This window comes from Roseateles sp. P2_H4 (genome assembly GCF_056403315.1).
Genome location: NZ_JBFUFR010000024.1, coordinates 34062 through 57741, shown reverse-complemented (window position 1 = coordinate 57741; position 23680 = coordinate 34062). Strand labels below are relative to the sequence as shown.

Below are 23680 nucleotides of genomic sequence, written 5' to 3'. Positions count from 1 at the left end.
GGGGGGCAGGAGTGAAACGACGTGGGGGCCGACATGAGTGATGACAACTGGGAGATGGCGCCTCCGCCCTTTGATGCGGACTCGGCGCTGCTGACGATGAAGCGCTTTGCGCGCGACCAGCGCGTGCTGGCCGAGCGGGGCGAAGGCTGGATGCTGGGCGCCGACGTGGTGCTCAAGCTGGCGGTGGAGGGTGCGACCGTCAAGGTCCAGCTCACCAAGCGCCCGGCGCGCACGCCCGAGTGGGACAGCTTCACGCTGAAGTCGGCGACCGAACTGCGCAAGTTGCAGGACGAGATCAAGCGCCGGCTCACGCGCTGGAAGGAAGACGAGTGAATTCAGGCGAGTTCTTCGACAGCCTTGAGGTCCGTGATCCCGGCGAGCGCGAGGCCGCGCTGATGGCTGCGCTGCCGGAACAGATCGCGCATGCTCAATCCAGCAGTCCGGCCTACACCGAGCTGCTGGCCGGCGTCGACGCCGCGAGCATCACCTCGCGCACCGCGCTGGCCACGCTGCCGCTGACGCGCAAGAGCAGCCTCGCCGCCGCCCAGGCCGCGCGGCGGGCGCTGCGCCTCGGTGGCTTTGCCGCCGGCATGCCGCGGCGCATCTTCCAGTCACCCGGGCCGCTGTACGAGCCCGAGCCCGACGCCGACGGCATCGACCCCTGGCGCGCCGCTCGCGCCCTGCATGCGGCCGGTATCCGCGCCGGTCAGCTCGCCCATGTGGGCTTCAGCTACCACCTGACGCCAGCTGGCGCCATGATGGAGGCGGGCCTGCGTGCACTGGGCGCAGCCAGCGTGCCAGGCGGCGTCGGCAACACCGATCTGCAGTTGCAGGCCCTGCTGGACCTGCAGCCCGAGGCCTATGCCGGCACGCCCAGCCTGCTGCGCATCCTGCTGGAGAAGGCGGCGGAAGGCGGGCATGTGCTGCCTTATCTGCAACGTGCCCTCGTCAGCGGCGAGGCCTGCCCGCCGGCCTTGGTCAGCTGGTTTGCCGATCATGGCGTCAACGCCTACCAGTGCTACGCGACGGCCGATCTCGGTCTCATCGCCTACCAGACCGCGGCCCGTGAGGGCCTGGTCGTCGACGAGGGCGTCATTGTCGAGATCGTGCGGCCCGGCTCGGGTGAGCCGCTGGCGGAGGGCGAGGTCGGCGAGGTCATCGTGACGACGCTCAGCGCCGGCTACCCCTTGATTCGCTTCGCGACCGGCGACCTGTCCGCCGTGCTGCCGGGCGCTAGTCCCTGCGGCCGCACCAACCAGCGCCTGCGCGGCTGGCTGGGCCGGGCCGACCAGTCGGCCAAGGTGCGTGGCATGTTCGTGCACGCGGGCCAGGTGGCCGAGGTGCTGGCGCGTTGCGGCCAGCGCGGCCGGGCCCGCCTCGTCGTCGAGGGCGAGCTGGCCAATGACCGCATGTGCCTGCAGCTCGAGACGGCGCCGGCCGAGGGCCTGGCCGAGCAATTGCAGACGGCGCTGCGCGACATCACCAAGCTGCGCGGCGAGATCGAGCTGGTCGCGCCGGGCAGCCTGCCCAACGACGGCCGGGTGATCGAGGATCGCCGACCCGTGTGACGCGCGTTTGAAGGCCTCGGGGCCGACCTGAGCCTGAATCGGTGACAGGAAGGCCCGCATGGACTCAGCTTGGCGCGGCCACCACAGTCCGCCGCTTTGCCGGCCACCGCTGGCACCAGCTGAGGACGCGCCATGACCCATCGCCGGCTTTCTCGCCATCTTCCGCCCACCCTGCTCGTGCTGCTGCTCGCAGCCTGCGGAGGCGGCAACAGCAGTGACCCGCAGGCCTCTGCCCAGTCTTCCCAGGCCGAAGGCGACCTGACCAAGACCGCCGCCGTGCGCCCGCGCGCCAAGGACCCTGACCATCACGAGTTCTCGGCCACGCTGTCCGCGCCGTTTGCGGTCACGGCCGCCAGCGGCGAGCGCGTGTTCAGCGTGCAGATGGACCACCCCGGCATTGCCGACGGCCAGGTCTTTGCGTGGGCGCTCAGCCTTGTCGACGCACAGGGCGGCGTGCTGCAGCGCTGGAGCGGCGAGTCGCGCTACGCCGGCGCGCCGGTGACGGCCAGCGTGCGCTGGGCCGGCCGCGGCGCCGGTGGCACGGCGCTCGCCGATGGCCTCTACCAACTCAAGCTCGAGGCCGCCAGCCTCGACGCCGCAACCGCCTTGGGCCAGGGCGCAACGACGGGCCGCGCCGAGCGCCTGCTGGCCGCAGCTGCGCCGCTGGATCACGCCGAGCAGCAATGGCCGATCGCCCTCGGCCAGCCGGCCAGCGCCGAGCTGCCGCCCTATGCGCCCATGGCCACCGCGGCCGGGCGGGGCCTCGTCAAGGCGCAGTCGGCGCCGGCCATCAACAGCCTGCCCTACACCGTCTACTACGCCAATCTGCACAGCCAGACGAATGACTCGGACGGCGGCGGCGCCTTGAGCAGCTGCTCGTCGTCGCAGCCCGCGCAGACGGGTGCCTTCGGCCCGGCCGACGCCTTCACCTATGGCAAGACGGCCGGCCTGGACATCCTGATGTCCTCCGAGCACAACCACTATTTCGACGGCTCCTCCAGCACCAACGCGAGCGGCAGCCCCGCCACTGCCAAGAGCCGCTACCAGGCCGGCCTCTCCGCTGCCACCGCCGCGACGACGTCCAACTACCTTGCCCTTTACGGCATGGAATGGGGCGTCATCAGCAATGGCGGCCACATGAACATCTTCAACAGCACGGAGTTGTTCGCCTGGGAATACAACAGCAGCAACCAGCTCTTCGGCGACCGCTTCACGGCCAAGAGCGACTACGCGGCGCTCTACGCGACGATGCGCCAGCTCGGCCTCGTCGGCCAGTTCAACCATCCCGACACCACCGGCCAGTTCCTCGTCGGTGGCACGGCCCTGGGCTACAGCGCCGATGGCGACGAGGTCATGGTGCTGACCGAGATCCTGAACAGCTCGGCCTTCTCGTCCAACACGACCGAGACCGAGACGGGTCTCAGCAACTTCGAGGACGCCTTCAACAAGATGCTGGAACGCGGCTTCCACGTCGCACCCGCCAGCAACCAGGACAACCATTGCGCCAACTGGGGCAAGTCTTACACCAACCGCACGGGCATCCTCATCCCCAACGGCACGGCGCTGAGCAAGACCAGCTTCCTCGATGCGATCAAGGCGCGCCGCGTCTTCGCGACGATGGACAAGACGGCGCAGATCGCGCTGACCGCCAACGGCCACGTGATGGGCGAGCGCTTCGCCAACGGCGGCGCCCTCAACCTGAGCGTGGGCTACGCGAGCAGCAGCGGCAAGACGGCCACCAGCGTGCAGATCTACGAAGGCGTGCCCCAGCGCAACGGCACCGTCACGCTGCTGGCCAGCAGCGCCACGGCCAGCACGACGCCGGCCGTCGGCGAGCATTTCTACTACGCCAAGATCACGCAGAACGACGGCAAGATGCTGTGGACGGCGCCCGTCTGGGTCACGCAGTCCAATTCGCAGGTCGACACCACGCCGCCCACTGCGACGGCCAGCGAGTCCGGCACGGCCGGAACCATCACGCTGTCGGCCACGGCCAGCGACAACGTCGGCGTGGCGCGCGTCGACTTCGTCGTCGACGGCGTCGTCAAGGGCAGCGACACGACCTCGCCCTATTCGATGACGCTGGACTCGACGACGCTCACCAACGCCAGCCACAGCCTGGTGGCGCGGGCCTATGACGCGGCCGGCAACTCGGGCGCCTCGTCGGCCGTCAACTTCAGCATCAGCAACGCCAGCGCGACGCTCAACGAGACTGAGTCCAACGGCACCATCGCCACGGCCAATGTCGTCACCAACCAGACGACCCTCAGCGGCGCCATGGCCACGACGACCGACAAGGACTACTTCAAGGTCACGCTGGCCGCCGGCAAGACGCTGCGCGTCGACATGAGCTGCCCGGCCGCCTTCGATTACGACCTCTATCTGCACAACGCCAGCGGCACGACGCTCACGTCGTCGGAGAGCGGCACCTGCACCGAGTCCATGAGCTACAAGAACACCGGGGCTGCGGCGCTGGCCGTCTACATCCGCGTGGGCGCCTATTCGGGCAGCAGCAGCACGCAGCGCTACACGCTGACGCTGAGCTACCCCTGACGGGACGAGCCTGGGGCCATCCCGGGGGCGCCGGGTGCAGCGCTATGCCTAAGATCGCGCGCACAAGCACCCTGGAGACGACCCCATGCGCACGACCCTGATCGCCCTCGCGGCCCTGATGGCTGCCGGCACCGCCGCTGCCGACTATCCCGACAAGCCCGTCACGGTGATCGTGCCCTTCGCGGCCGGCGGGCCGACCGACAAGGTTGCCCGTGACCTGGCCGAGGCGCTGCGCAAGCCCCTGGGCGCCACCATCATCATCGAGAACGTCGGCGGTGTCGGCGGCACGCTGGGTGCGAACAAGGTCGCCAAGGCCGCACCCGACGGCTACACGCTGCTGCTGCATCACATCGGCATCGCCAGTGCGCCGGCCCTGTACCGCTCGCTGCCCTACAAGACGCTGGAAGACTTCGAGTACCTCGGCATGGTCAATGAGGTGCCGATGACGCTGATCGGCCGCCCCAATCTGCCGGCCGGCAACTATGCCGAGCTCAGCAAATGGCTGGACAGCAACAAGGGCAGCATCAACCTGGCCCACGCCGGTGTCGGCTCGGCCTCGCATCTGTGCGGCCTGCTGTACCAGTCGGCCATCAAGATCGACATGACGACCGTCCCCTACAAGGGCACCGCGCCGGCCATGAACGACCTGCTCGGCGGCCAGGTCGACATCATGTGCGACCAGACCACCAACACCACCGGCCAGATCGAGGCCGGCAAGGTCAAGGCCTATGCCGTGATGTCGTCCAAGCGCCTGACCAGCGGCGTGCTGGCCAAGCTGCCGACGGCGGACGAATCGGGGTTGAAGGGCTTCAATCTGACGGTCTGGCACGGCATGTACGCGCCCAAGGGCACGCCCAAGGCCGTCATCGACAAGATCAACACGGCGCTGCGCGCGGCGCTCAAGGATGCCGACTTCCACAAGCGCCAGGAGGCCTTGGGGGCGGTCATCATCAACGATGCCCGCCTCACGCCTGCCGATCACAAGAAGTTCGTCGAGGCGGAGATCGCCAAGCTCACGCCGGTCATCAGGGCGGCCGGCATCTACGCGGATTGATGTGGTGCCCCTCGCCTGGCCTTGCCCCGCTGAACGCAGGCAAGTCCAGGCGGTCCCCGAGGGGACGGCGATGCTCGCGGGGAGGGAGTTTCAGCCGTTGACGCGATCGTCTGCCGAGGGCCAGAGCAAGGCCTGCGCCACGATGACTCGCTCGCCGTTGAACGTCGCCGCCGGCGAGCCGTAGAGCCGGTAGCCCAGTGCCAGCGCCTCGCTGACGCGATGGCAGAAGCCCGCGTCGTCGGGGCCGGTCAGCAGGCGGTAGACCGGCAGGCCGTCGGGAGGCGCACCGTTCATGCTCAGGCGCCTTCGGGCGCGGGCAGGCGTTCGAGCTCGCGTACGCGCATCAGGCCCCGGGCGATGAAGAAGGCCGCCAGCGCATGGAAGCCGACCGACATCCAGTCCTCGAACTTCAGATAGATGAGCGCGTCGACGATGTAGAGCGCCAGGCCGGCATAGAAGGCCCAGAGCTTGCCGCGCTGGGCGTAAAGGCCCATCGCGAAGTAGAAGCCGACGGTCAGAGCCGTCAGCGCGATGGCCACCGGCAGCATCGACGCGAACATGGCGTTCGCGAGCGTCGTCATGGCCAGGCCAAGGACGAAGTTGCCGTCGCTGCCGCTGTGGAACATCACGGCGTTGACGAGCGACAGCCCGGCGATCCACCAGAACCAGCGGGCGGCGCTGCGGACGATCGGGTCTTCTTGAATGGACATGCGTTTCTCCCTGGTTTTTTTGGCGGGCGGACGATAGCAGCGCGCCGCACGTGCCCGATTCGGGACTTGCCAGGAGAGGCCCCTGCAGCCGTGGCTCACGCAGCGGGTAAACACGCTGTTGACTCGTCAAGTATTCACGGAAAGAATGCATGTAAACGTTTACATGACGACGCAGAGACCGACCCGTGCAAGCGGAGTCGGCATACGGATGAGACAACCGTTCCCGCCCGGCTTCCTCTGGGGCTGCGCGACTTCCGCCTATCAGATCGAAGGCTCGCCGCTGGCCGACGGGGCCGGCGTCAGCAACTGGCATCGCTTCGTGCGCACGCCGGGCCGCGTGCTCGGCGGCGACACCGGCGACATGGCCTGCGACCACTACCGCCGCATGAAGGACGACGTCGCGCTGATGCGCGAGCTCGGCCTGAGCGCCTATCGCTTCAGCATCGCCTGGAACCGGGTGCTGCCTGAAGGTCGAAATCAAGGGCGTGGCGCGGTGAACGCGGCCGGCCTGGGCTTCTACGAGCGCCTCGTCGACGAACTGCTGGCCGCCGGCATCACGCCGATGGCGACGCTGCACCACTGGGACCTGCCCGCCGCGCTGGACGACCGTGGCGGCTGGCTCAACCCCGACATGCCGGACTGGTTCGCCGACTATGCGCAGGTCTGCTTCAAGGCGCTGGACGACCGCGTGCCCATGTGGGTCACGGTCAACGAGCCCTGGGTCGTTGCCGACGGTGGCTTCATGCATGGCACGCTGGCGCCCGGCCACAAGAGCGCCTTCGAGGCGGCCATCGTGGCCCACCGGCTGATGCAGTCCCACGCCAAGGGCGTGCAGGCCTACCGGGCGACCGGCAAAAACAGGATCGGTCTCGTCGTCAACATCGAGCCAAAGCATCTGCCTGCCGATGCCAGCGAGTACGACCGCCATGCGGCCAGGCTGGCCGACGCCTATATGAACCGGCAGTACCTCGACCCGGCGCTGCTGGGCAGCTACCCGGACGAGCTGCGCGAAGTCTTCGGTGACGCCTGGCCGGACTGGCCGGCCGCCGAGGTCGAGGCGCTGAAGCAACCGGTGGACTTCCTCGGCCTGAACTACTACACCCGCGCCGTCGTCCGCCACGACGCCAAGGCCTGGCCCGTGCCCGCTGCGCCGCAGCGCCAGCCCGGCGGCATCTACACCGAGACGGGCTGGGAGCTGCACCCGCAAAGCCTGGCCGACACCCTGGTGTGGATGCACGAGCGCTACGGCGGCCTGCCGCTCTACGTCACCGAGAACGGTGCCGCCTTCTACGACCCCCCCAGTTCCATAGACGGCCGCATCGACGACCCGCTGCGGGTGCACTATCTGCGCACCCACATCGCCGCCGTGCAGGACGCCATCAGCCGTGGCGCCGACGTGCGTGGCTACTGCGCGTGGTCGCTGTTCGACAACCTCGAGTGGGCTCTTGGGTTCGCCAAGCGCTTCGGTCTCGTGCATGTGGACTTTCAGACACAGAAGCGCACGCCCAAGGCCAGCGCGCGCTTCTATGCTGATGTCATCGCTTCCCATGGCGCCAACCTCTGAGAACAAGATGACGGTCTCTCCCGCCACGATCAAGGATGTCGCCCGCGTCGCCGGCGTGTCGGTTGCCACGGTCTCGCGTGCGCTCAACGGCGCCGAGAACGTGCTGCCCGACACGCGCCAGCGCATCGTCGAAGTCGCCCGCGAACTGCGCTACAGCCCATCCGGCGCGGCGCGCAGCCTCATCACGCGCCGCACCGACACCATCGGCGCGCTGCTGCCCGACCTGCACGGCGAGTTCTTCTCCGAGCTGATCCGCGGCATCGACCAGGCGGCCCGCGCGCGCGGCCTGCACCTGCTGCTGTCGAGTTCCCACGATGACGCCAACGAGGCCGCAGCCGCGCTGCGCGCGATGAACGGCCGTGTCGACGGCCTCATCGTCATGTCGCCGCATGCCGACGACGACTTCCTGTCGCAGAACCTGCCGCCGGCCCTACCGGCCGTGCTGCTGAACTCCGGCGTCAGCAAGCCGACGCAGCGCGTCTTCGCCGTCGACAACTTCGGCGGTGCGCGCGCGATGACCGAGCACCTGGTGCGCAGCGGCCGGCGCCGCATCGCCTTCCTCGGCGGGCCGCAGGCCAACTTCGAGGCCCGTGAGCGCGAACGCGGCTACCGCGCCGGCCTGGTTGGACTGGGCGAAGGTGCCGAGCCCTGGCTGCTGGAAGGCGACTTCTCCGAGGCCGGCGGCCAGCGCGCCGCGGCGGCGCTGCTGGCGCTGCCGGCGGCCGATCGGCCCGACGCCGTCTTCGCCGCCAACGACATCATGGCCATCGGCCTGCTCGGCGCCCTGCAGGCCGCTGGCGTGCGCCTGCCCGAAGACATGGCACTGGCCGGCTTCGACGACATCCCCATCGCGCGCTATGTCAGCCCCGCGCTGACGACCATGCACGTACCCATTGCCGCCCTGGGCGGTCAGGCGCTCGACGCGCTGGCCGACACCCTCGCAAGCAACGCGACCGACGCGAGCGCCACCGTCATGCCGGTGCAGCTCGTCGTGCGTCGGTCCTGCGGCAGCAGCCAGACCTGAATCCCGTCCGAACCACAGTACACAACCAGGAGACAAGGACATCATGAGCAACGCTTCCCACTGCAAACACTGGCGCCGCCACGCGCTGGCCACGGCCGTCTGCTTCGTTCTGGCCGGCGCCGCCCAGGCCCAATCGTCCAACGCCACCGTGCGCGGCACGATCACCGCGGCAGGCGTGAATGCACCCGCCGGCACCGACGTCGTCGCCGTCAACAAGGCCAACGGCAACACCTACCGGACCAAGACGCTGGCGGACGGCAGCTATGTGCTGGTCGGCCTGAACCCGGGCAGCTACGAGATCCGCGTCGGCGGCGCCAGCACCGGCAGCGTCGTCACGCTGTCGGTCGGCCAGAACGCCACACTGGACTTCGCCAGCGGCACCGCCCAGCTCGGCACCGTCGTCGTCCAGGGCAGCGCGCAGCGCCAGGGCGTCATCGACTCGCAGGTCGGCACGACGGTTTCCAACAAGATGATCGAAGCCATCCCCCAGGCTTCTCGCAACTTCCTTTCGGCAGCCGATTTCGCACCCGGTGTGCGCTTCGACACCGACCCGGCTGGTAACACGCGGCTGCGCGGCGGCTCGCAGAACATTGACTCGGTCAACGTCTTCATCGACGGCGTCGGCCAGAAGAACAACGTCCTGCGTGGCGGCGTGTCCGGCCAGGACACCAGTCGCGGCAACCCATTCCCGCAGACTGCCATCGCCGAATACCGGGTGCTGACGCAGAACTACAAGGCCGAGTTCGACCAGGTGTCCAGCGTGGCCATTGCCGCAGTCACGAAATCGGGCGCCAATGAAACGCATGGAAACGTTTACGTCAATCGCACGGGCAGTAACTGGACCTCGCTGAGCCCCATCCAGAAGCAGGATGAGGCCAACGGCATCCCGACACCGTCCAACAAGCAGATCGAAGCCGGCTTTAGCATCGGCGGCGCCGTGGTGCCGGACAAGGTGCACTACTTCTTGGCGTACGACGGCAAGTCGCTCGACAAGCCCCGCCAGCTGACGGCGACGAACCTGGACAAGTACCCGGGCAGCCCGGGCGTCGTCCCCTCCCTCATTGCGCAGCAAGGTTCCTTCAAGGGCCAGTTCAAGGAGCATCTCGTGTTCGGCAAGCTGTCCGCCGAGATTGACGACCGCCAGCGCCTGGATATCTCCACCACGCTGCGCAAGGAAACCGGCTACTCGGTCGATGGCGACCGCTTTTCGCCGACCACTGCGATCAACAACAACAACAACTCCTACCGCCTGGATGCCACGCACGAGTACACCGGCGACAACTGGCTCAACGAAGCCCGCGTGGGCTGGGAAAGCAGCAAATGGAACCCGCAGTCGGACTCCGCCGACCCGCTGGTCCGCCACAAGTACTCGCCCACCAATGAGATCAAGAATGTCCAGGACATCTTCTTCACCGGCGGCTCGCCCAACTCGCAGGACCGCCGCCAGAGCGGCGTCTACCTGAAGGACGACCTGACCTACACCGGCATGGCCGGCCATGTCATCAAGGGCGGCGTGCAGTTCAGGGCGATGAAGTACGACCTCAGCGGCACGGCGTTCCGCGTCGCGGCGATCGACACCGTGCTGAACACGACGACCGGGCAGCCGTACTTCAACGGTCTTGCCTGTACCGGCACCAACGTTGCCAGCAATGGCCTGTCCAGTGACCAGTGCAACATTCGGCTGCCCATTCCAACAGCGTCTGCCAACCTCAAGAACAACCAGTACGGCATCTACCTGCAGGACGACTGGAAGCTCACCAAGCAGCTGGAGCTGAATCTCGGCGCGCGTTGGGACTATGAAGACAACATGCTCAACAACGACTACGTGACGCCGGCTGACCGGGTCGCCGGGTTGAACGCATTGGATGGCCGCACGATTGGTGGCGTCACCGCACCTGCCGGCCAGACATATGCGCAGTCGCTGGCCAAGGGCGGCATCAACATTGCCGACTACATCTCCACCGGCAACTCGCGCAAGGCCTTCAAGGGTGCTTTCGCACCGCGTGTCGGTGCGTCGTACGACCTGCTGGGGAACAAGGCCACGGTGATCTACGGCGGCTGGGGCCGCAGCTACGACCGCAAGATGGCCAACAACGCGCTGGACGAACTGCAGAAGAACGCAGCGCCCGGTGGCGAAATCTGGATGATCAAGAACGACTTCAAGATGCCGTTCGCCGACCAGATGAGCCTGGGCGTGCGCCAGGCGCTGGGCATGTGGAACATGGACGTCGCGGTCTCCAAGATCCACGCCAAGAACCAGTTCATCTGGTTCAACGGCAACCGCGACTTCAACGGCGGCTTCGGCAACTCCAACTCGGTAGACCCGTTCTGGGGCGGCGCGCCGCGCAACTTCGGCACGGTGGTGCTGGGCGACTTCGCCGGCCAGAACAAGGCCACCAGCCTGTTCCTGTCGCTGGACAAGCCCTACACCCAGGCCAGCGGCTGGAGCATGACCGTCGCCTACACGTACACGGACGCCAAGACCACCAACAACGAGTGGTCGGATGACATCTTCGACTGGACCTACGGCAAGGGCACGTACGGCTTCCGCCCTGCCAAGGACGCCGAGAAGCACCGCCTGGTGGTCGGCGGCCTGATGGACAAGCTGCCCTGGGGCATGCAGCTGTCCGGCAAGCTGACTGTGGGTGACGGCCAGCCGCGGCGCGTGATTGATTGCCACACCGGCTTCGACGGGCCCAACGGCTGCGTCGCCGTCTCGCGCGGCTCCGACACGTTCAAGCAACTCGACATGGCGCTGGCGAAGAACTTCAAGGTCTACGGCGGCGAGTTGCAACTGCGTGTCGACGTGCTGAACCTGTTCAACACCGCCAACTGGGGCTACTACGACGACTGGGTCGGCGGTGGCGCCACGCCGCCGAAGAACGCGCTGGGTGGCGACAACGACCACTTCGACACCCGCACCGGCGTGCGCGGTTCGATGCGGCAGTTCAAGCTGGGCGCCAGCTACACGTTCTGATCCTGAAGTCCGGGAGCTGGCTGCGCCGAATGCAAGGCCGGCTCCCACAATCACCCCCATCATGAGTCTGCTGACCCGACGCGCCGTCCTCGCACACGGCGCCGGCCTTGCCCTGGCCGCCAACCTGCCCAGCTGGGCCGAGACGGCGGCGCCCGCGGCCGTCACCTTCCTCGCCGACCTCGAGCGTCGCACCTTCGACTTCTTCTGGGAGACGACGGATGCGAAGACCGGCCTGGCACCCGACCGCTGGCCGACGCCGTCCTTCGCCAGCATCGCGGCCGTCGGCTTCGCGCTGAGCGCCTATCCGGTCGGCGTGGCGCGTGGCTACATCACGCGAGCCCAGGCGCGCGAGCGCACCTTGACGACGCTGCGCTTCTTCGCCGGCCTGCCGCAGGGCCCGGGCAAGACCGGCGTGGCCGGCCACAAGGGATTTTTCTATCACTTCCTCGACATGAAGGAGGGCCTGCGCTTCGCCCAGTGCGAGCTGTCCACCGTCGACACGGCGTTGTTGCTGATGGGCGCCCTGCATGCCCAGAGCTACTTCGATGGCGAGCATGCCGACGAGGCCGCCATCCGCAAGCTGGTGGATGAGCTCTACGGCCGCGTCGACTGGGCCTGGGCCCAGGTGCGGCCGCCGTCCATCAGCCACGGCTGGTCGCCCGAGAAGGGTTTCATTCCGAGCGACTGGAAGGGCTACAACGAGGCCATGATGGTCTATCTGCTGGCCCTGGGCTCGCCCACGCGGCCGGTGCTGCCCGAGGCCTACGACGCCTGGCTCAGCACCTACGACGAGCACAGCTGGGGTGAGAGCCACGGCCAGACCCTGCTGCGCTTCCCGCCGCTGTTCGGCCACCAGTTCACGCATTGCTGGGTGGACTTCCGCGGCATTCGCGACGCCTATATGCGTGCCAAGGGCCTGGACTATTTCGAGAACTCGCGCCGCGCCACCTATGTGCAGCGCGACTACGCCGCCGCCAACCCACTGGGCTGGCAGGGCTACAGCGCCGAGGTCTGGGGCGTCAGCGCCAGCGACGGCCCCGCCGACATCAAGCTGGCCTACAAGACGACCGCCGGCAAGACCGAGAAGCGCCGCTTCATCAGCTATGCCGGCCGCGGCATGGGCCTGTACGACGATGGCACGCTGGCGCCCTATGCGGCCGGCAGTTCCATCGCCTTCGCGCCCGAGATCGTCATCCCGGCGCTGATGGCCATCAAGGAGCGCTACCCGCACACCTGGGGGCGCTATGGTTTCTGGGATGCCTTCAATCCCAGCTTCAACTACCCCGATGTGCGTCTCACGCATGGCCGCATCGAGCCCGGCAAGGGCTGGGTGGACACCGACATGCTGGGCATCGACCAGGGCCCCCTGCTGGCCATGATGGGCAACCACCGCGGCGAGCTGGTGTGGCAGGTCATGCGCAAGAACGCGCATCTGGTTCGAGGCCTGAAGCGCGCCGGCTTCACCGGGGGCTGGCTCGGTTGACCATGCGCCGTCGTGACCTGCTCGGTGCCACCGCTGCAGCGGCCCTGACGGGCTGCGCGCGCGACAGCGGCACGACCACGCTGCGCTTCTGGGCCATGGGCCGCGAGAGCGAGGTCGTGGCCGAGCTGATGCCGGCCTTCGAGCGCGAGCACCCCGGCGTGCGCGTGAAGGTCGAGCAACTGCCCTGGACGGCCGCGCACGAAAAACTGCTGACCGCGTTCGCCGGCGACGCGACGCCCGACCTCGCCCAGGTCGGCAACACCTGGCTGCCCGAGATGCAGGCCCTGGGCGCGCTGGAGGCGCTGGAGCCCTGGCTGGCGCGCACGCCGGCTCTTGTACCGGGCGACTACTTCGACGGCATCTGGGCGACGAATGCGCCCGGCGGCCAGCGCGTGGGCCTGCCCTGGTATGTGGACACGCGGCTGATGTTCGTGCGCCAGGACCTGCTGGCGCGTGCCGGCATCCCGTCCATGCCCGTGAGCTGGGACGACTGGCGCGTGGCACTGGCCACTCTGCGCCAGCACGGCATGGACAAGCCCATGCTGCTGCCAACCAACGAGTCCGCGCCGCTGCTGGCCCTGGCCCTGCAGCAGCCGGGCGAGGTGCTGCGTGACGGCGGCCGCTACGGCAACTTCTCGTCGCCGGGCTTTCGCACCGCTCTGGGCTTCTACCTGGAGCGCTTCCAGCGCGGCGAGGCGCCCGGCGTCAGCGAGGTGCAGATCGGCAACCTCTGGCAGGAGTTCGGCCGCGGCAACTTCGCCTTCTATATGTCGGGGCCCTGGGACATCGGCGAGTTCAAGCGCCGCCTGCCGGCCGAACTGGCCAATGCGTGGATCACCGCCGAGCTGCCCGGCCCGAACGGCCCCGGCGCATCCCTCGCTGGCGGCGCCAGCCTCGCGATGTTCAAGCGCTCGCAGCACAAGCCCGAGGTCTGGGCGCTGATCAGCTATCTGAGCCGGCCCGATGTGCAGCTCGAGTTCTACCGCCTGACCGGCGATCTGCCGGCGCGGCGCAGCGCCTGGGCCCTGCCGCTGAACGGCGCGACGCTGGCCGAGGACAGGCACGCCGCCGCCTTCCACCGTCAGCTGCAGCGCGTGCGCGCGGCGCCGGCCGTGCCCGAATGGGAGCGCATCGAGAAGGAGATGCAGCTCGCCGCGACGCGCGCGGTGCACGGCGTGACCGACCTCGACACGACGGTGAAGCGGCTGGACACCCTCGTCGACGGCATCCTCGAGAAGCGGCGCTGGATGCTGGACCGAAAGGCTGGCGCATGAAGCACGCCGGCAAAGAATCGCTCGCCGCCTGGGCCTTCGCCGCCCCGGCGCTGATCGTCATTGCCCTCTTCTTCGGCGTGCCGGTCATCGCCGGCCTGGCACTCAGCCTGACCGACTTCGACATCTATGCCCTGGCCGACCTGCGCAATCTGCGCTGGCAGGGCCTGGACAACTATCTGCACGTGCTCGGCCTGCCACTGTTCTGGAAGGCCTTGGGCAACACCCTCTATTTCGTCGTGCTCGGCGTGCCGCTGTCCATCGGCGTCTCGCTGGCTGCGGCCGTGCTGCTGCAGAGCAAGCTCGTGCGTTTCAAGCCGCTGCTGCGCACCGCCTTGTTCGCCCCCGTCGTGACGACGCTGGTCGCCGTCGCCGTCATCTGGCGCTATCTCTTCCACGTCAAGTACGGCCTGGTGAACTACACGCTGCAATCGCTGGGCCTGGACCCGGTGGACTGGCTGGGCGACCCGCACTGGTCCATGCCCACCATCATCCTGTTCGCCGCCTGGAAGAACTTCGGCGGCAACATGATCATCTTCATCGCCGCGCTGCAGGCCGTACCCCACGACCTGTACGAGGCCGCCAAGCTCGACGGCGCGAAGTCCTGGGCGCAGTTCCGCTACATCACGCTGGCCAGCATCGCGCCGACGCTGTTGATGGTCACCATCCTGACGACGGCCGGCTATTTCCAGCTCTTTGCCGAGCCCTATGTGATGACCCAGGGTGGGCCACTGCAGAGCACGGTCAGCGTGCTCTATCTGATGTATGAGGAAGGCTTCAAGTGGTGGAACCTGGGCCTGGCCTCGGCCGTGGCCTTCGTCCTCTTCATCATCATCGTCGTCGTCAGCAAGGGCCTGATCGCCATGCAGCGGCGGCTGACGGGGGAGGGCGCATGAAGCCCAAAACGGTCTTCGTCAACGGCCTGCTGTGGGCCTTTGCCGCGCTGGCGGCCTTCCCGCTGGTGTGGATGGTCTGCGTGTCGCTGATGCCCGCCGGCACGGCGCAAAGCCTGCCACCGCCGCTGATCCCCCAGCACCCGACGCTGGCGCATTACCAGCAGCTGCTCGGCGACGGCGGCCTGAAGCGCGCCTTCGTCAACAGCCTGGCCCTGGCCGTCATCAGCACGCTGCTCTCGGTCAGCTTCAACACGCTGGCGGGCTACTCATTCGCCAAGCTGCGCTTTCGCCACCGCGAGCGCGTCTTCGGCCTGCTGATTGCGGCCCTGGTGATTCCGGGCCAGGTCGCCATGCTGCCCCTCTTCCTGATGCTCAAGGGCATGGGCCTGGTGAACACCTGGATGGGCGTGCTGATTCCCAGCATGGCCGGCATCTTCGGCATCTTCCTGGTGCGCCAGTACGCGCGCGGCGTGCCGGACGAGTTGCTCGAGGCGGCGCGGCTGGATGGTGCCGGCGAGTGGCGCATCTTCTGGAGCGTCGTGCTGCCGACGCTGAAGCCCGTTCTGGTCACGCTGGCCGTGTTCGCCTTCCTCGGCAGCTGGAACGACTTCATGTGGCCCCTGATCGTGCTGACCGACGGCGAGATGCACACGCTGCCCGTCGCTCTTGCCGCGCTGTCGCGCGAGCATGTGCAGGACAGCGAGCTGATGATGGCCGGCGCCGTCATCACGGTGCTGCCGGTGCTGGCCTTGTTCGTCGCCCTGCAGCGGTATTACATGCAGGGCTTGTTGATGGGTAGCGTGAAATGAAGAAGGTGTTGGCCTGCCTGCTGCTGCTGGCCGCTCCCTGCGCGGGCGCCGTCGTACTGGACGACATGAAGGACGCCAGCCGCTGGAAAGCGACGGCCTCCGACCAGGTCAAGGCCAGCCTGCGCCGCGACGCGCGCGACGACTCCCTTTGCCTCGACTACGACTTCGCCGGCGTCTCCGGCTATGCCGTGCTGCGCCGCGAACTGCCGCTGGACTGGCCGGCCGATTTCGCGCTGACCACCCAGCTCAAGGGCAAGACCGCGGGCAACGACGTACAGATCAAATTCGTCGATGCCAGCGGCGACAACGTCTGGTGGATCCACCGCCCGGCGCTGGCCCTGCCCGACACGCTGACCGAGACGCGCTTCAAGCGCCGTCACATCGCCTTCGCCTGGGGCCCGACCGAAGACCGCGTGCTCAAGCGCAGCCAGTTCATCGAGTTTGTCGTCGTCGCCGGCCAGCAGGATGGCGGTGGGGCCGGGGCCCTGTGTGTCGGCGCGATCGGCCGCGAGCCGCGCGAGCCCGCGCCCAAGGCCTGGCCCGAACCGCGCCGCAAGCAGGGGGCCGGCGAGGTGACGCTGGACTTCCAGCAGCTGCGTGAGTTCAACGGCCTGTGGTTCGCCAGCGGCGCGCCGCTGCGGGTCGAGGTGTCGGACGACAACCGGCGCTGGAAGCTGCTGTCCGCACGCCCCGGCCGGGCCCTCTTCCTCGGCGAGCAGGAGTGGCGCTGGATCCGGCTGCGCTACGAGGGCAAAAAGCCGCCCGAGCTCGAGTTGCGTGACGCCGCCCAATGGCCCGACAGCAACGCCGCTGTCGCCGAGCTCGCCCGCGCGCTGCCGCGTGGTGAGCTGCCGCGCGCCTTCCTCGGCGAGCAGAACTACTGGACCGTCGTCGGCGTCGACGGCGGCGCCCAGCGCTCCGGCCTCGTCAGCGAAGACGGCGCCATCGAGCTGGCCCGTGGCGGCCCCAGCGTCGAACCCGCTGTGCGGCTGGATGACGGCCGCCTCGTCACCTGGGCCCAGGCTCGCATCGAGCACAGCCTCGTCGAGCACGCGCTGCCCGTCGTGCAGTGGCGGCATGCGGACGTGGAGCTGCGCGTCGAAGCCGCCGCCGACGGCCCGGCCAAGGATCCCAAGCTGCTGGCCCGCTACACGCTGCGCAACCCGACGCCGAAACCGCAGCACTATTCGCTGCTGCTCGCACTGCGCCCCTGGCAGGTCAACCCGCCGCAGCAATTCCTGTCGACGCAGGGCGGCATCAGCCCGCTGCCTTCCCTGCATTGGGCCGAGGGCGCGCTGACGGCACCGGGACTGCGCCTGACGCCGCGCGAGGCGCCCACCGAAGTCCGCGCCGCGCCCTGGAGCAGCGGCCCGGGTCTGGCCGCGCTGCAGCAGGCGCCGCCGCTCACGCACCTGCGCGATGTCGAGAGCCTGCCCTCGGCGCTGCTGCGCTTTGACGTCGAGCTGGCGCCTGGCGAGTCGCGCAGCTTCGGCTGGGTGACGGGCAATGGCGACACCGCCACGCTGGACGCCCGCTTCGCCGTGGCCGCCGCGCAATGGCGCGACCGCCTCGGCGTGTTGGAGCTGCAGCTGCCGCCGCAGGCCCAGCCAGTGGCCGACACCTTGCGCAGCGCGCTGGCCCAGATCCTGATGTCGCGCGACGGCCCGGCGCTGCGACCCGGCACCCGCTCCTATGCCCGCTCCTGGGTGCGCGACGGCGCCATGATGGTGGCCGGCCTGGTGCGCATGGGCGAGCCGCAGGCGGCGAGGGAGTTCGTCGACTGGTTCGGCGGCCATATCTTCGAATCCGGCAAGGTGCCCTGCTGCGTGGATCAGCGCGGCGCCGATCCCGTCGTCGAGAACGACAGCCACGGCCAATACCTGTTCGCCGTCGCCGAACTTTGGCGCCATACCCAGGACCGCGCGCTGCTGGAGCGCCACTGGCCCAAGGTGCAGCGCGTCGTCGCGTGGATGGAAACTCTGCGCCAGAGCGAGCGCAAGCCCGATGCCGACCCGCGCTTCAAGGGGCTGATGCCGCCCTCCATCAGCCACGAGGGCTATTCGGACAAGGCCGCCTACGCCTACTGGGACGACTTCTGGGCCCTGCGCGGCTACAAGGACGCGGTACAGATCGCGCAGGCCCTGGGCGACACGGCGCAAGCCGTGCGCTGGGCGGTGTCGCGCGACGAGTTCGCAGCCGACCTTGCCGCCTCCATCGCCGCGACCGCGAAGCACTACAAGATCGATCACATCGCCGGCGCCGCCGATCGCGGCGACTTCGATGCGACGTCCACGACGATGGCGCTGAACCCGGCCCAGGCTGGCCATCTCGCGCCCGAACTGTTGCGCGCCACCTTCGACCGCTACTGGGCCGAGGCCCTGGCCCGCATCGAGGGCCGCAAGGCCTGGGCCGACTACACGCCCTACGAGCTGCGCAATGTCAGCGCCCTGGTGCGACTGGGCCGGGCGGACGAAGCGCACCGGCTGCTGGCCTGGTTCTTCGGCCACCAGCGCCCCGCGGGCTGGAACCAGTGGGCCGAGGTTGTGCGGCCGGATGTGCGCAAGCCGGGCTTCCTCGGCGACATGCCCCATGCCTGGGTCTCGTCCGACTATCTGCGCTCGGCCCTGGACCTGCTCGCCTATGAGACCGAAACCGACCTGGTGCTCGGCGCTGGCCTGCCGGCGAGCTGGCGCGAGGCGGGCGACATCGGCGTCGCGGGCCTGTCCACCGCCTGGGGGCGGCTGGACTATCGCCTGCTCAAGCGCGCCGACGGCGGCTGGACGCTGCACATCGACCGCCGCCCCGAGCGGCTGGGCGGCGAGATGCGCCTGGCCTGGCCTGGCGCAGGGTCGTTGCCGCGCGCTAACGTCGAAACTCAAGCGCTGAGCTGGCAGGGCCGCGAATTGCCGCTGCCCGCCAACGCCACCACCGTTCAGCTGGAGCCCACGCCATGACGATGAACCGCCGCCAATTGCTGTTGACGACGCCCGCCCTGCTCAGCGCCTGCGCGGCCATGCCGCCGACGCCACCTGCCGGCCTGGCCGCTGGTGAGCAGCGGGCCTGGGAGATCGAGGGCGAGCGCATGTGGGTGTCGCTGCCGCGCGCCTATACCGAGAGGCGCGAGCGCTGGCCGCTGCTGGTCTTCCTGCACGGCTCTGGCGAGCGCGGCACCGACCTGGAGAAGGTCAAGATCCACGGCCCGCCGTCTTGGGCGGCACGCGGCGTGAACCCGCAGTTCATCATCGTCAGCCCGCAACTCGAAGACGGCGCGCGCTGGGAGCCCGAGCGCCTGCACCGCCTGATGCTGGCCCTGCAGGCACGGCTCTACGTGGACCGCCGGCGCAGCCTCGCCACCGGCCTCAGCCTCGGGGGGCACGGCGTGTGGAACTGGGCCAGCGCCTATCCGCGCGACCTCGCAGCCATCGCGCCGGTCTGCGGTTTCGGCGACCCGGTCTCCGTCGAGGCCATGCGCGAGGTGCCGGTGCGCGCCTATCACGGCGATGCCGACACCGCCGTGCCGCTGGCCGGCCAGCAGGCCTGCGTCGACGCGCTGCGCGCCGTGGGCGGCCGGGTCAGCTTCACCATCTATCCCGGCGTCGGCCACGACTCCTGGACCCCCGCCTATCAAGACCCCGATCTGCTGCCCTGGCTGTTGGCGCAGCGACAAACATGACCGCTCACTCGCTTAGCAATCCGGCCGGCCTCCAAGCCGAGCTGCTGTCCCACGGCGCCTTGCGCCGGCTGATGTTCGGGCCGGCGCTGATGCTCAACCTCTTTCCGGGCAATGAGCTGGAAGGCGGGCTGGCCAATGTCTGGCTGCGCCGCCGCGAGGCGGGCGATGGCGGTTGGCGCATCGTGCCGCTGCTCGGGCCGCGCTCGCCGCTGAGCGTGCACAGCGATGCAGGCGGCTTCGAGATGCGCGGTGAATGGGAGGGCCTGGCCTTGCGGCTGCAATTGCGCCTGTCGGCCAGCGAGCCCGTGCTGTTCTGGCATCTGCAGGCCGCGAATCTGGGCGACACCGCCTGCGAGATCTCGCCCGTGCTGGTGCAGGACGTCGGTCTGGCCGACTATGGCGCCGCGCGCACCAACGAGTTCTACGTCAGCCACTACATCGATCTGCAGCCGCTGCAGCACCCCCGCCACGGTGCCCTGCTGGCCGCGCGCCAGAACCAGGCCCAGAGCGGCCGCCACCCCTGGCTGCTGGCGGGTTCGCTGCGCCGCGCCGACAGCTTCGCGACCGACGCCAGCCAGGTGTGGGGCCATGCCGCGCGTGAGGGCGCGCCGCCGCCAGGCCTGCTGAGCGGCCTGCCGGGGCGGCGCCTGCAGCACGAGCATGCCGTCGTCGCACTGCAGGACGAGGCCATCGCGCTGGCGCCCGGCGAGCGCACGGCGGCTGGCTTCTTCCTGGCGCTGCAGCCCCACCACCCCGAGGCCAGCGGCGATGTCGATCTGGGGCGCCTGCCCGCCGTGCTGGCGCTGCCCGAAGCCCAACCGTCTGCCATGCTGGACGCGCCTGGCCTGGCGCCCGCGCCCAGCCTGTTCGCCAGCGCGCAGATGTTGGCCAGCCGCGAGCTGAGCGCCGAGGACCTGGCGGCCTGGCTGCCCGGAGAGCGCCGCCACGAGGAGTGGCAGGACGGCCAATTGCTGAGCTTCTTCGCCGATGAGAGCCGCCACGTCGTATTGCGCGCCAAGGAATTGCTCGTGCAGCGACCGCATGGCCACATCCTGCGCAGCGGCGACCACCTCGTGCCCGACGAGGGCGCGCTGACGTCCACCTGCTGGATGGGCGGCGTCTTCCATTCCATGCTGACCCAGGGCCATGTCAGCATCAACCGCCTGCTGTCTACGCAGCGCAGCCTGCTCGGCCTGTTCGGCACGGCCGGTTTGCGGCTGTTCGTGCAGCAGCAAGCCTGCGACTGGGAGCTGCTTGGCCTGCCGTCGGCCTTCGAGATCCAGCCGCAGCGCTGCCGCTGGCTGTATGCCTTTGATACCGGCGTCATCGAGGTCATCGCGTCGGCCGGCGCCGCGCCGGATGCGATGGCACTGAGCCTGCGTGTGCTCAAGGGCCGCGCGTTGCGCCTGCGGGCCAGCCTCAACCTGGCGGTCGGCGGTGACGATGGTGCCGCGCCGGCCAAGCCTGTGTGGGAGCACAGCGACTACCGCTTGCGCATCACACCGCCCGAGGGCAGCGAGCTGGCGGAACGCTTCCCCGGCGGCGGCCTCGTTGTCGAAGCGCCGGGCCTGTCCATCGTCGGCGACGACGGCCGGCTGTTCGACGACGGCGTCAGCCGCGGCGAGCCCCTGGTCTGCCTGGATTTCTCGCCGTCCCACACCTTCTCACTGGCGCTGCGCGGCGAACTGCTCGAGACCGTGCCGCCGCCGGCCCAGCCACTGGCGCTGCCGCAATGGCAGCACCCGGCCCTGGCGCAGCTCAGCGACATCCTGCCCTGGTATGCCCACAACGCCCTGGTGCACTATCTGTCGCCGCGCGGCCTTGAGCAGTATTCGGGTGGCGGCTGGGGCACGCGCGATGTCTGCCAGGGGCCGCTGGAAATGCTGCTGGCGCTCGGCCAGACCGCTCCCGTGCGCGACCTGCTGCTGCGCGTCTTCGCGGCCCAGAACCCCGACGGCGACTGGCCGCAGTGGTTCATGTTCTTCGAGCGCGAGTCCAACATCCGTGCCGGTGACTCGCATGGCGACATCGTCTTCTGGCCGTTGCTGGCCTTGGCGCAATACCTGATCGCCAGCGGCGACGCCGGCCTGCTCGACGAGGTGCTGCCCTTCCACGGTGGTGAGGCAGTCAGCCTGGCTGCGCATGTCGAGCAAGCGCTGGCGCTGATCCGCCAGCGCGTCGTGCCCGGCACGGGCCTGGCCGCCTACTGGCATGGCGACTGGAACGATTCGCTGCAGCCGGCCGACCCGGCCCTGCGCGAGCGCCTTTGCAGCGCCTGGACGGTCACGCTGCACCACCAGATGCTGCACACGCTGGCGACGGCCTTGGGCCGCCTCGGCCGCGCCGATGCAGCCGCCGCGCTGACGGCCGAAGCCATGGGCGTGCGCGCCGAGTTCCAGCGCCTGCTGGTGCAGGACGATGTCGTCGCCGGCTATGCACTCTTCCCCGAGCAGGGCGAACGCGAGCTGTGGATCCATCCGCGCGACACGCGCACCGGCCTGCGCTACAGCCTGCTGCCGATGATGCATGCCGTCATCGACGAGCTCTTCACGCCCGAGCAGGCGGCGGTGCAGGCTGCCTTGATCGAGCAGCACCTGAAGGGCCCCGATGGCGCCCGCCTGTTCGACGCGCCGCTGCCCTATCGCGGCGGCCCCTCGCAGCTCTTCCAGCGCGCCGAGACCAGCACCTTCTTCGGCCGCGAGATCGGCATCATGTATATGCATGCCCATCTGCGTTATGCGCAGATGCTGGCCCACCTCGGCCACGCCGAGGCCTTCCTGCACGCGCTCACGCTTGCCCACCCGATCGCGCTGACGGACCGCGTGCCGAGCGCGAGCCGGCGCCAGGCCAACTGCTACTACTCCAGCTCCGACGCCGCTTTCGCCGACCGCTACGAGGCCCAGGCCCACTATGGCCGTGCGCTGGCCGGCGAGGTGGCGCTGGACGGTGGCTGGCGCATCTACTCCAGCGGCCCGGGCATTGCGCTGGGCCTGGTCATCAACTCGCTGCTCGGGCTGAGGCTGGAGCAGGGCGGCCTCGTCGTCGACCCCGTCATGCCGGCGGTGCTGGACGGGTTGACCGTGCAGCTGACGCTGGCGGACCTGCGCTTCGAGCTGAGCTACCGCGTCGGCCCGCGCGGCCACGGCGTCGTGCGTGTGCGGGACGAGTCGGGCCAGGAGATCACCGCCCTGCGCCGCCCGCATGCCTACCGCATGGGCGCGCTGGCGCTGGCGCGACCGGCGCCGGGCAGCGTGAATCGCTGGACGATCGAGCTCGGCTAGCCCACGTCGACGAGGACGAAGTGCTTGCGTACCGGCGCCAGCACTTCAAACTCGCCCTCGAAACCCGGCGGGATGACGCCGCCTTGGCCCGGGCCGATGTCGACGGCACCGTCCGGCCCGTGCAGGCGCACGCGGCCTTCGAGCACGTGGAAATACTCCTGGCGCCCGGCGGGGAAGACGATGCGCCAGCGGCCGACCTCGCAGGCCCAGATGCCGGCGCTCATCGGGCCGGCTTCGTGCAGCGTCCAGGTCTGGCGCCGCGGCGCACCGCTGACGCAGCGGTCTTCGCGCGGCTGGTCAAGCACGGGCTCGAGGCCGGTGGTCGAAGCTATGTGGACGATCTTGGCCATCAGCCCATCCGCATCGGAATGGTCACCGGCCCGTCGTTGACGAGGTGGACCTGCATGTCGGCGCCGAACTCGCCGTTGGCGACGACAGCATGCTGGCTGCGTGCGAATGCCAGCGTGTGTTCGTAAAGCCGCCGGCCCTGCTCGGCCGGCGCCGCGCCGGTGAAGCTCGGCCGGTTGCCGCCGCTGGTGTCGGCCGCCAACGTGAACTGGCTGACGATGAGCAGGCCGCCGGCCACGTCCTGCAGGCTGCGGTTCATCTTGCCGGCGTCGTCGCTGAAGACGCGCAGCTTCAGCACCTTGGCAATCAGCTTCTCGGCCGTCGCTTCGCTGTCCGTCGGCTCGGCGCAGACCAGCATCAGCAGACCCTGGCCGATCTCGCCGGTGACGCGCCCGGCCACCTCCACGCGCGCTTGCGCGACACGCTGCAGCAGACTGATCAAGTGCTCCTCCTGTGCTGTGATCCTGCC

At 69.0% G+C, this 23680-nt stretch carries 18 protein-coding genes; 14 read left to right on the top strand and 4 right to left on the bottom strand.

Annotated elements, in window-relative coordinates; translation table 11 throughout:
- Nucleotides 1-33 precede the first annotated feature (33 nt).
- The 4 genes from AC1DW3_RS18545 (at nucleotide 34) to AC1DW3_RS18530 (ending at nucleotide 5175) form a co-directional block, all read left to right on the top strand.
- Nucleotides 34-333 (top strand): hypothetical protein, encoded by a 300-nt coding sequence (locus AC1DW3_RS18545; RefSeq protein WP_477933581.1) that lies wholly within the window; start codon nucleotides 34-36, stop codon nucleotides 331-333.
- Between the two features lie 62 nt (nucleotides 334-395).
- Nucleotides 396-1568 (top strand): phenylacetate--CoA ligase family protein, encoded by a 1173-nt coding sequence (locus AC1DW3_RS18540; protein WP_477933675.1) that lies wholly within the window; start codon nucleotides 396-398, stop codon nucleotides 1566-1568.
- A 132-nt stretch (nucleotides 1569-1700) separates the two neighbouring features.
- Nucleotides 1701-4121, top strand: coding sequence for a CehA/McbA family metallohydrolase (locus tag AC1DW3_RS18535; RefSeq protein WP_477933579.1), 2421 nt, complete (start codon nucleotides 1701-1703; stop codon nucleotides 4119-4121).
- An 85-nt stretch (nucleotides 4122-4206) separates the two neighbouring features.
- Nucleotides 4207-5175: a tripartite tricarboxylate transporter substrate-binding protein gene (locus tag AC1DW3_RS18530; RefSeq protein WP_477933577.1), complete on the top strand. Its 969-nt coding sequence runs from the start codon at nucleotides 4207-4209 to the stop codon at nucleotides 5173-5175.
- Between the two features lie 90 nt (nucleotides 5176-5265).
- On the opposite strand, the gene AC1DW3_RS18525 is transcribed toward AC1DW3_RS18530, so the two are convergent.
- Complete coding sequence (locus AC1DW3_RS18525) at nucleotides 5266-5469, bottom strand: DUF1737 domain-containing protein (RefSeq protein ID WP_477933575.1); 204 nt, start codon at nucleotides 5467-5469, stop codon at nucleotides 5266-5268.
- Nucleotides 5470-5471: 2 nt separating this feature from the next.
- Complete coding sequence (locus AC1DW3_RS18520; RefSeq protein ID WP_477933573.1) at nucleotides 5472-5885, bottom strand: hypothetical protein; 414 nt, start codon at nucleotides 5883-5885, stop codon at nucleotides 5472-5474.
- 208 nt (nucleotides 5886-6093) lie between these two features.
- On the opposite strand from AC1DW3_RS18520, the gene AC1DW3_RS18515 reads away from it, so the two are divergent.
- The 10 genes from AC1DW3_RS18515 (at nucleotide 6094) to AC1DW3_RS18470 (ending at nucleotide 22863) form a co-directional block, all read left to right on the top strand.
- Nucleotides 6094-7449 carry a GH1 family beta-glucosidase gene (locus tag AC1DW3_RS18515; RefSeq protein WP_477933571.1) on the top strand — a complete coding sequence of 452 codons (1356 nt, stop codon included), beginning with the start codon at nucleotides 6094-6096 and terminating at the stop codon, nucleotides 7447-7449.
- A gap of 7 nt (nucleotides 7450-7456) precedes the next feature.
- Nucleotides 7457-8473, top strand: coding sequence for a LacI family DNA-binding transcriptional regulator (locus AC1DW3_RS18510; protein ID WP_477933569.1), 1017 nt, complete (start codon nucleotides 7457-7459; stop codon nucleotides 8471-8473).
- A 43-nt stretch (nucleotides 8474-8516) separates the two neighbouring features.
- The gene (locus AC1DW3_RS18505; RefSeq protein WP_477933567.1) at nucleotides 8517-11450 is read left to right on the top strand and encodes a TonB-dependent receptor; all 2934 of its coding nucleotides are present in this window, start codon (nucleotides 8517-8519) and stop codon (nucleotides 11448-11450) included.
- 61 nt (nucleotides 11451-11511) lie between these two features.
- Nucleotides 11512-12933 (top strand): glucoamylase family protein, encoded by a 1422-nt coding sequence (locus AC1DW3_RS18500; RefSeq protein ID WP_477933565.1) that lies wholly within the window; start codon nucleotides 11512-11514, stop codon nucleotides 12931-12933.
- A 2-nt stretch (nucleotides 12934-12935) separates the two neighbouring features.
- A complete protein-coding gene (locus AC1DW3_RS18495) occupies nucleotides 12936-14207 on the top strand; it encodes a sugar ABC transporter substrate-binding protein (protein WP_477933563.1) in 1272 nt (423 codons plus the stop codon).
- The gene (locus AC1DW3_RS18490) at nucleotides 14204-15100 is read left to right on the top strand and encodes a carbohydrate ABC transporter permease (protein ID WP_477933561.1); all 897 of its coding nucleotides are present in this window, start codon (nucleotides 14204-14206) and stop codon (nucleotides 15098-15100) included. Before AC1DW3_RS18495 ends, AC1DW3_RS18490 begins: the two co-directional genes overlap by 4 nt.
- On the top strand, nucleotides 15097-15909 hold the full coding sequence (locus tag AC1DW3_RS18485; protein WP_477933559.1) for a carbohydrate ABC transporter permease: 813 nt from the start codon (nucleotides 15097-15099) through the stop codon (nucleotides 15907-15909). The genes AC1DW3_RS18490 and AC1DW3_RS18485 overlap by 4 nt, the downstream gene beginning before the upstream one ends.
- Entirely contained in the window at nucleotides 15906-18863 is a 2958-nt protein-coding gene (locus tag AC1DW3_RS18480; RefSeq protein ID WP_477933557.1) for a glucosidase family protein, read from the top strand. Before AC1DW3_RS18485 ends, AC1DW3_RS18480 begins: the two co-directional genes overlap by 4 nt.
- The gene (locus AC1DW3_RS18475) at nucleotides 18860-19582 is read left to right on the top strand and encodes a carboxylesterase family protein (RefSeq protein ID WP_477933555.1); all 723 of its coding nucleotides are present in this window, start codon (nucleotides 18860-18862) and stop codon (nucleotides 19580-19582) included. Before AC1DW3_RS18480 ends, AC1DW3_RS18475 begins: the two co-directional genes overlap by 4 nt.
- Complete coding sequence (locus tag AC1DW3_RS18470; RefSeq protein ID WP_477933553.1) at nucleotides 19579-22863, top strand: hypothetical protein; 3285 nt, start codon at nucleotides 19579-19581, stop codon at nucleotides 22861-22863. The genes AC1DW3_RS18475 and AC1DW3_RS18470 overlap by 4 nt, the downstream gene beginning before the upstream one ends.
- On the opposite strand, the gene AC1DW3_RS18465 is transcribed toward AC1DW3_RS18470, so the two are convergent.
- Nucleotides 22860-23213 (bottom strand): cupin domain-containing protein, encoded by a 354-nt coding sequence (locus AC1DW3_RS18465; protein WP_477933552.1) that lies wholly within the window; start codon nucleotides 23211-23213, stop codon nucleotides 22860-22862. The two genes, AC1DW3_RS18470 and AC1DW3_RS18465, sit on opposite strands and share 4 nt — an antisense overlap.
- Nucleotides 23213-23653, bottom strand: coding sequence for a D-aminoacyl-tRNA deacylase (gene dtd, locus AC1DW3_RS18460; RefSeq protein WP_477933550.1), 441 nt, complete (start codon nucleotides 23651-23653; stop codon nucleotides 23213-23215). The genes AC1DW3_RS18465 and dtd overlap by 1 nt, the downstream gene beginning before the upstream one ends.
- Nucleotides 23654-23680: the final 27 nt, after the last annotated feature.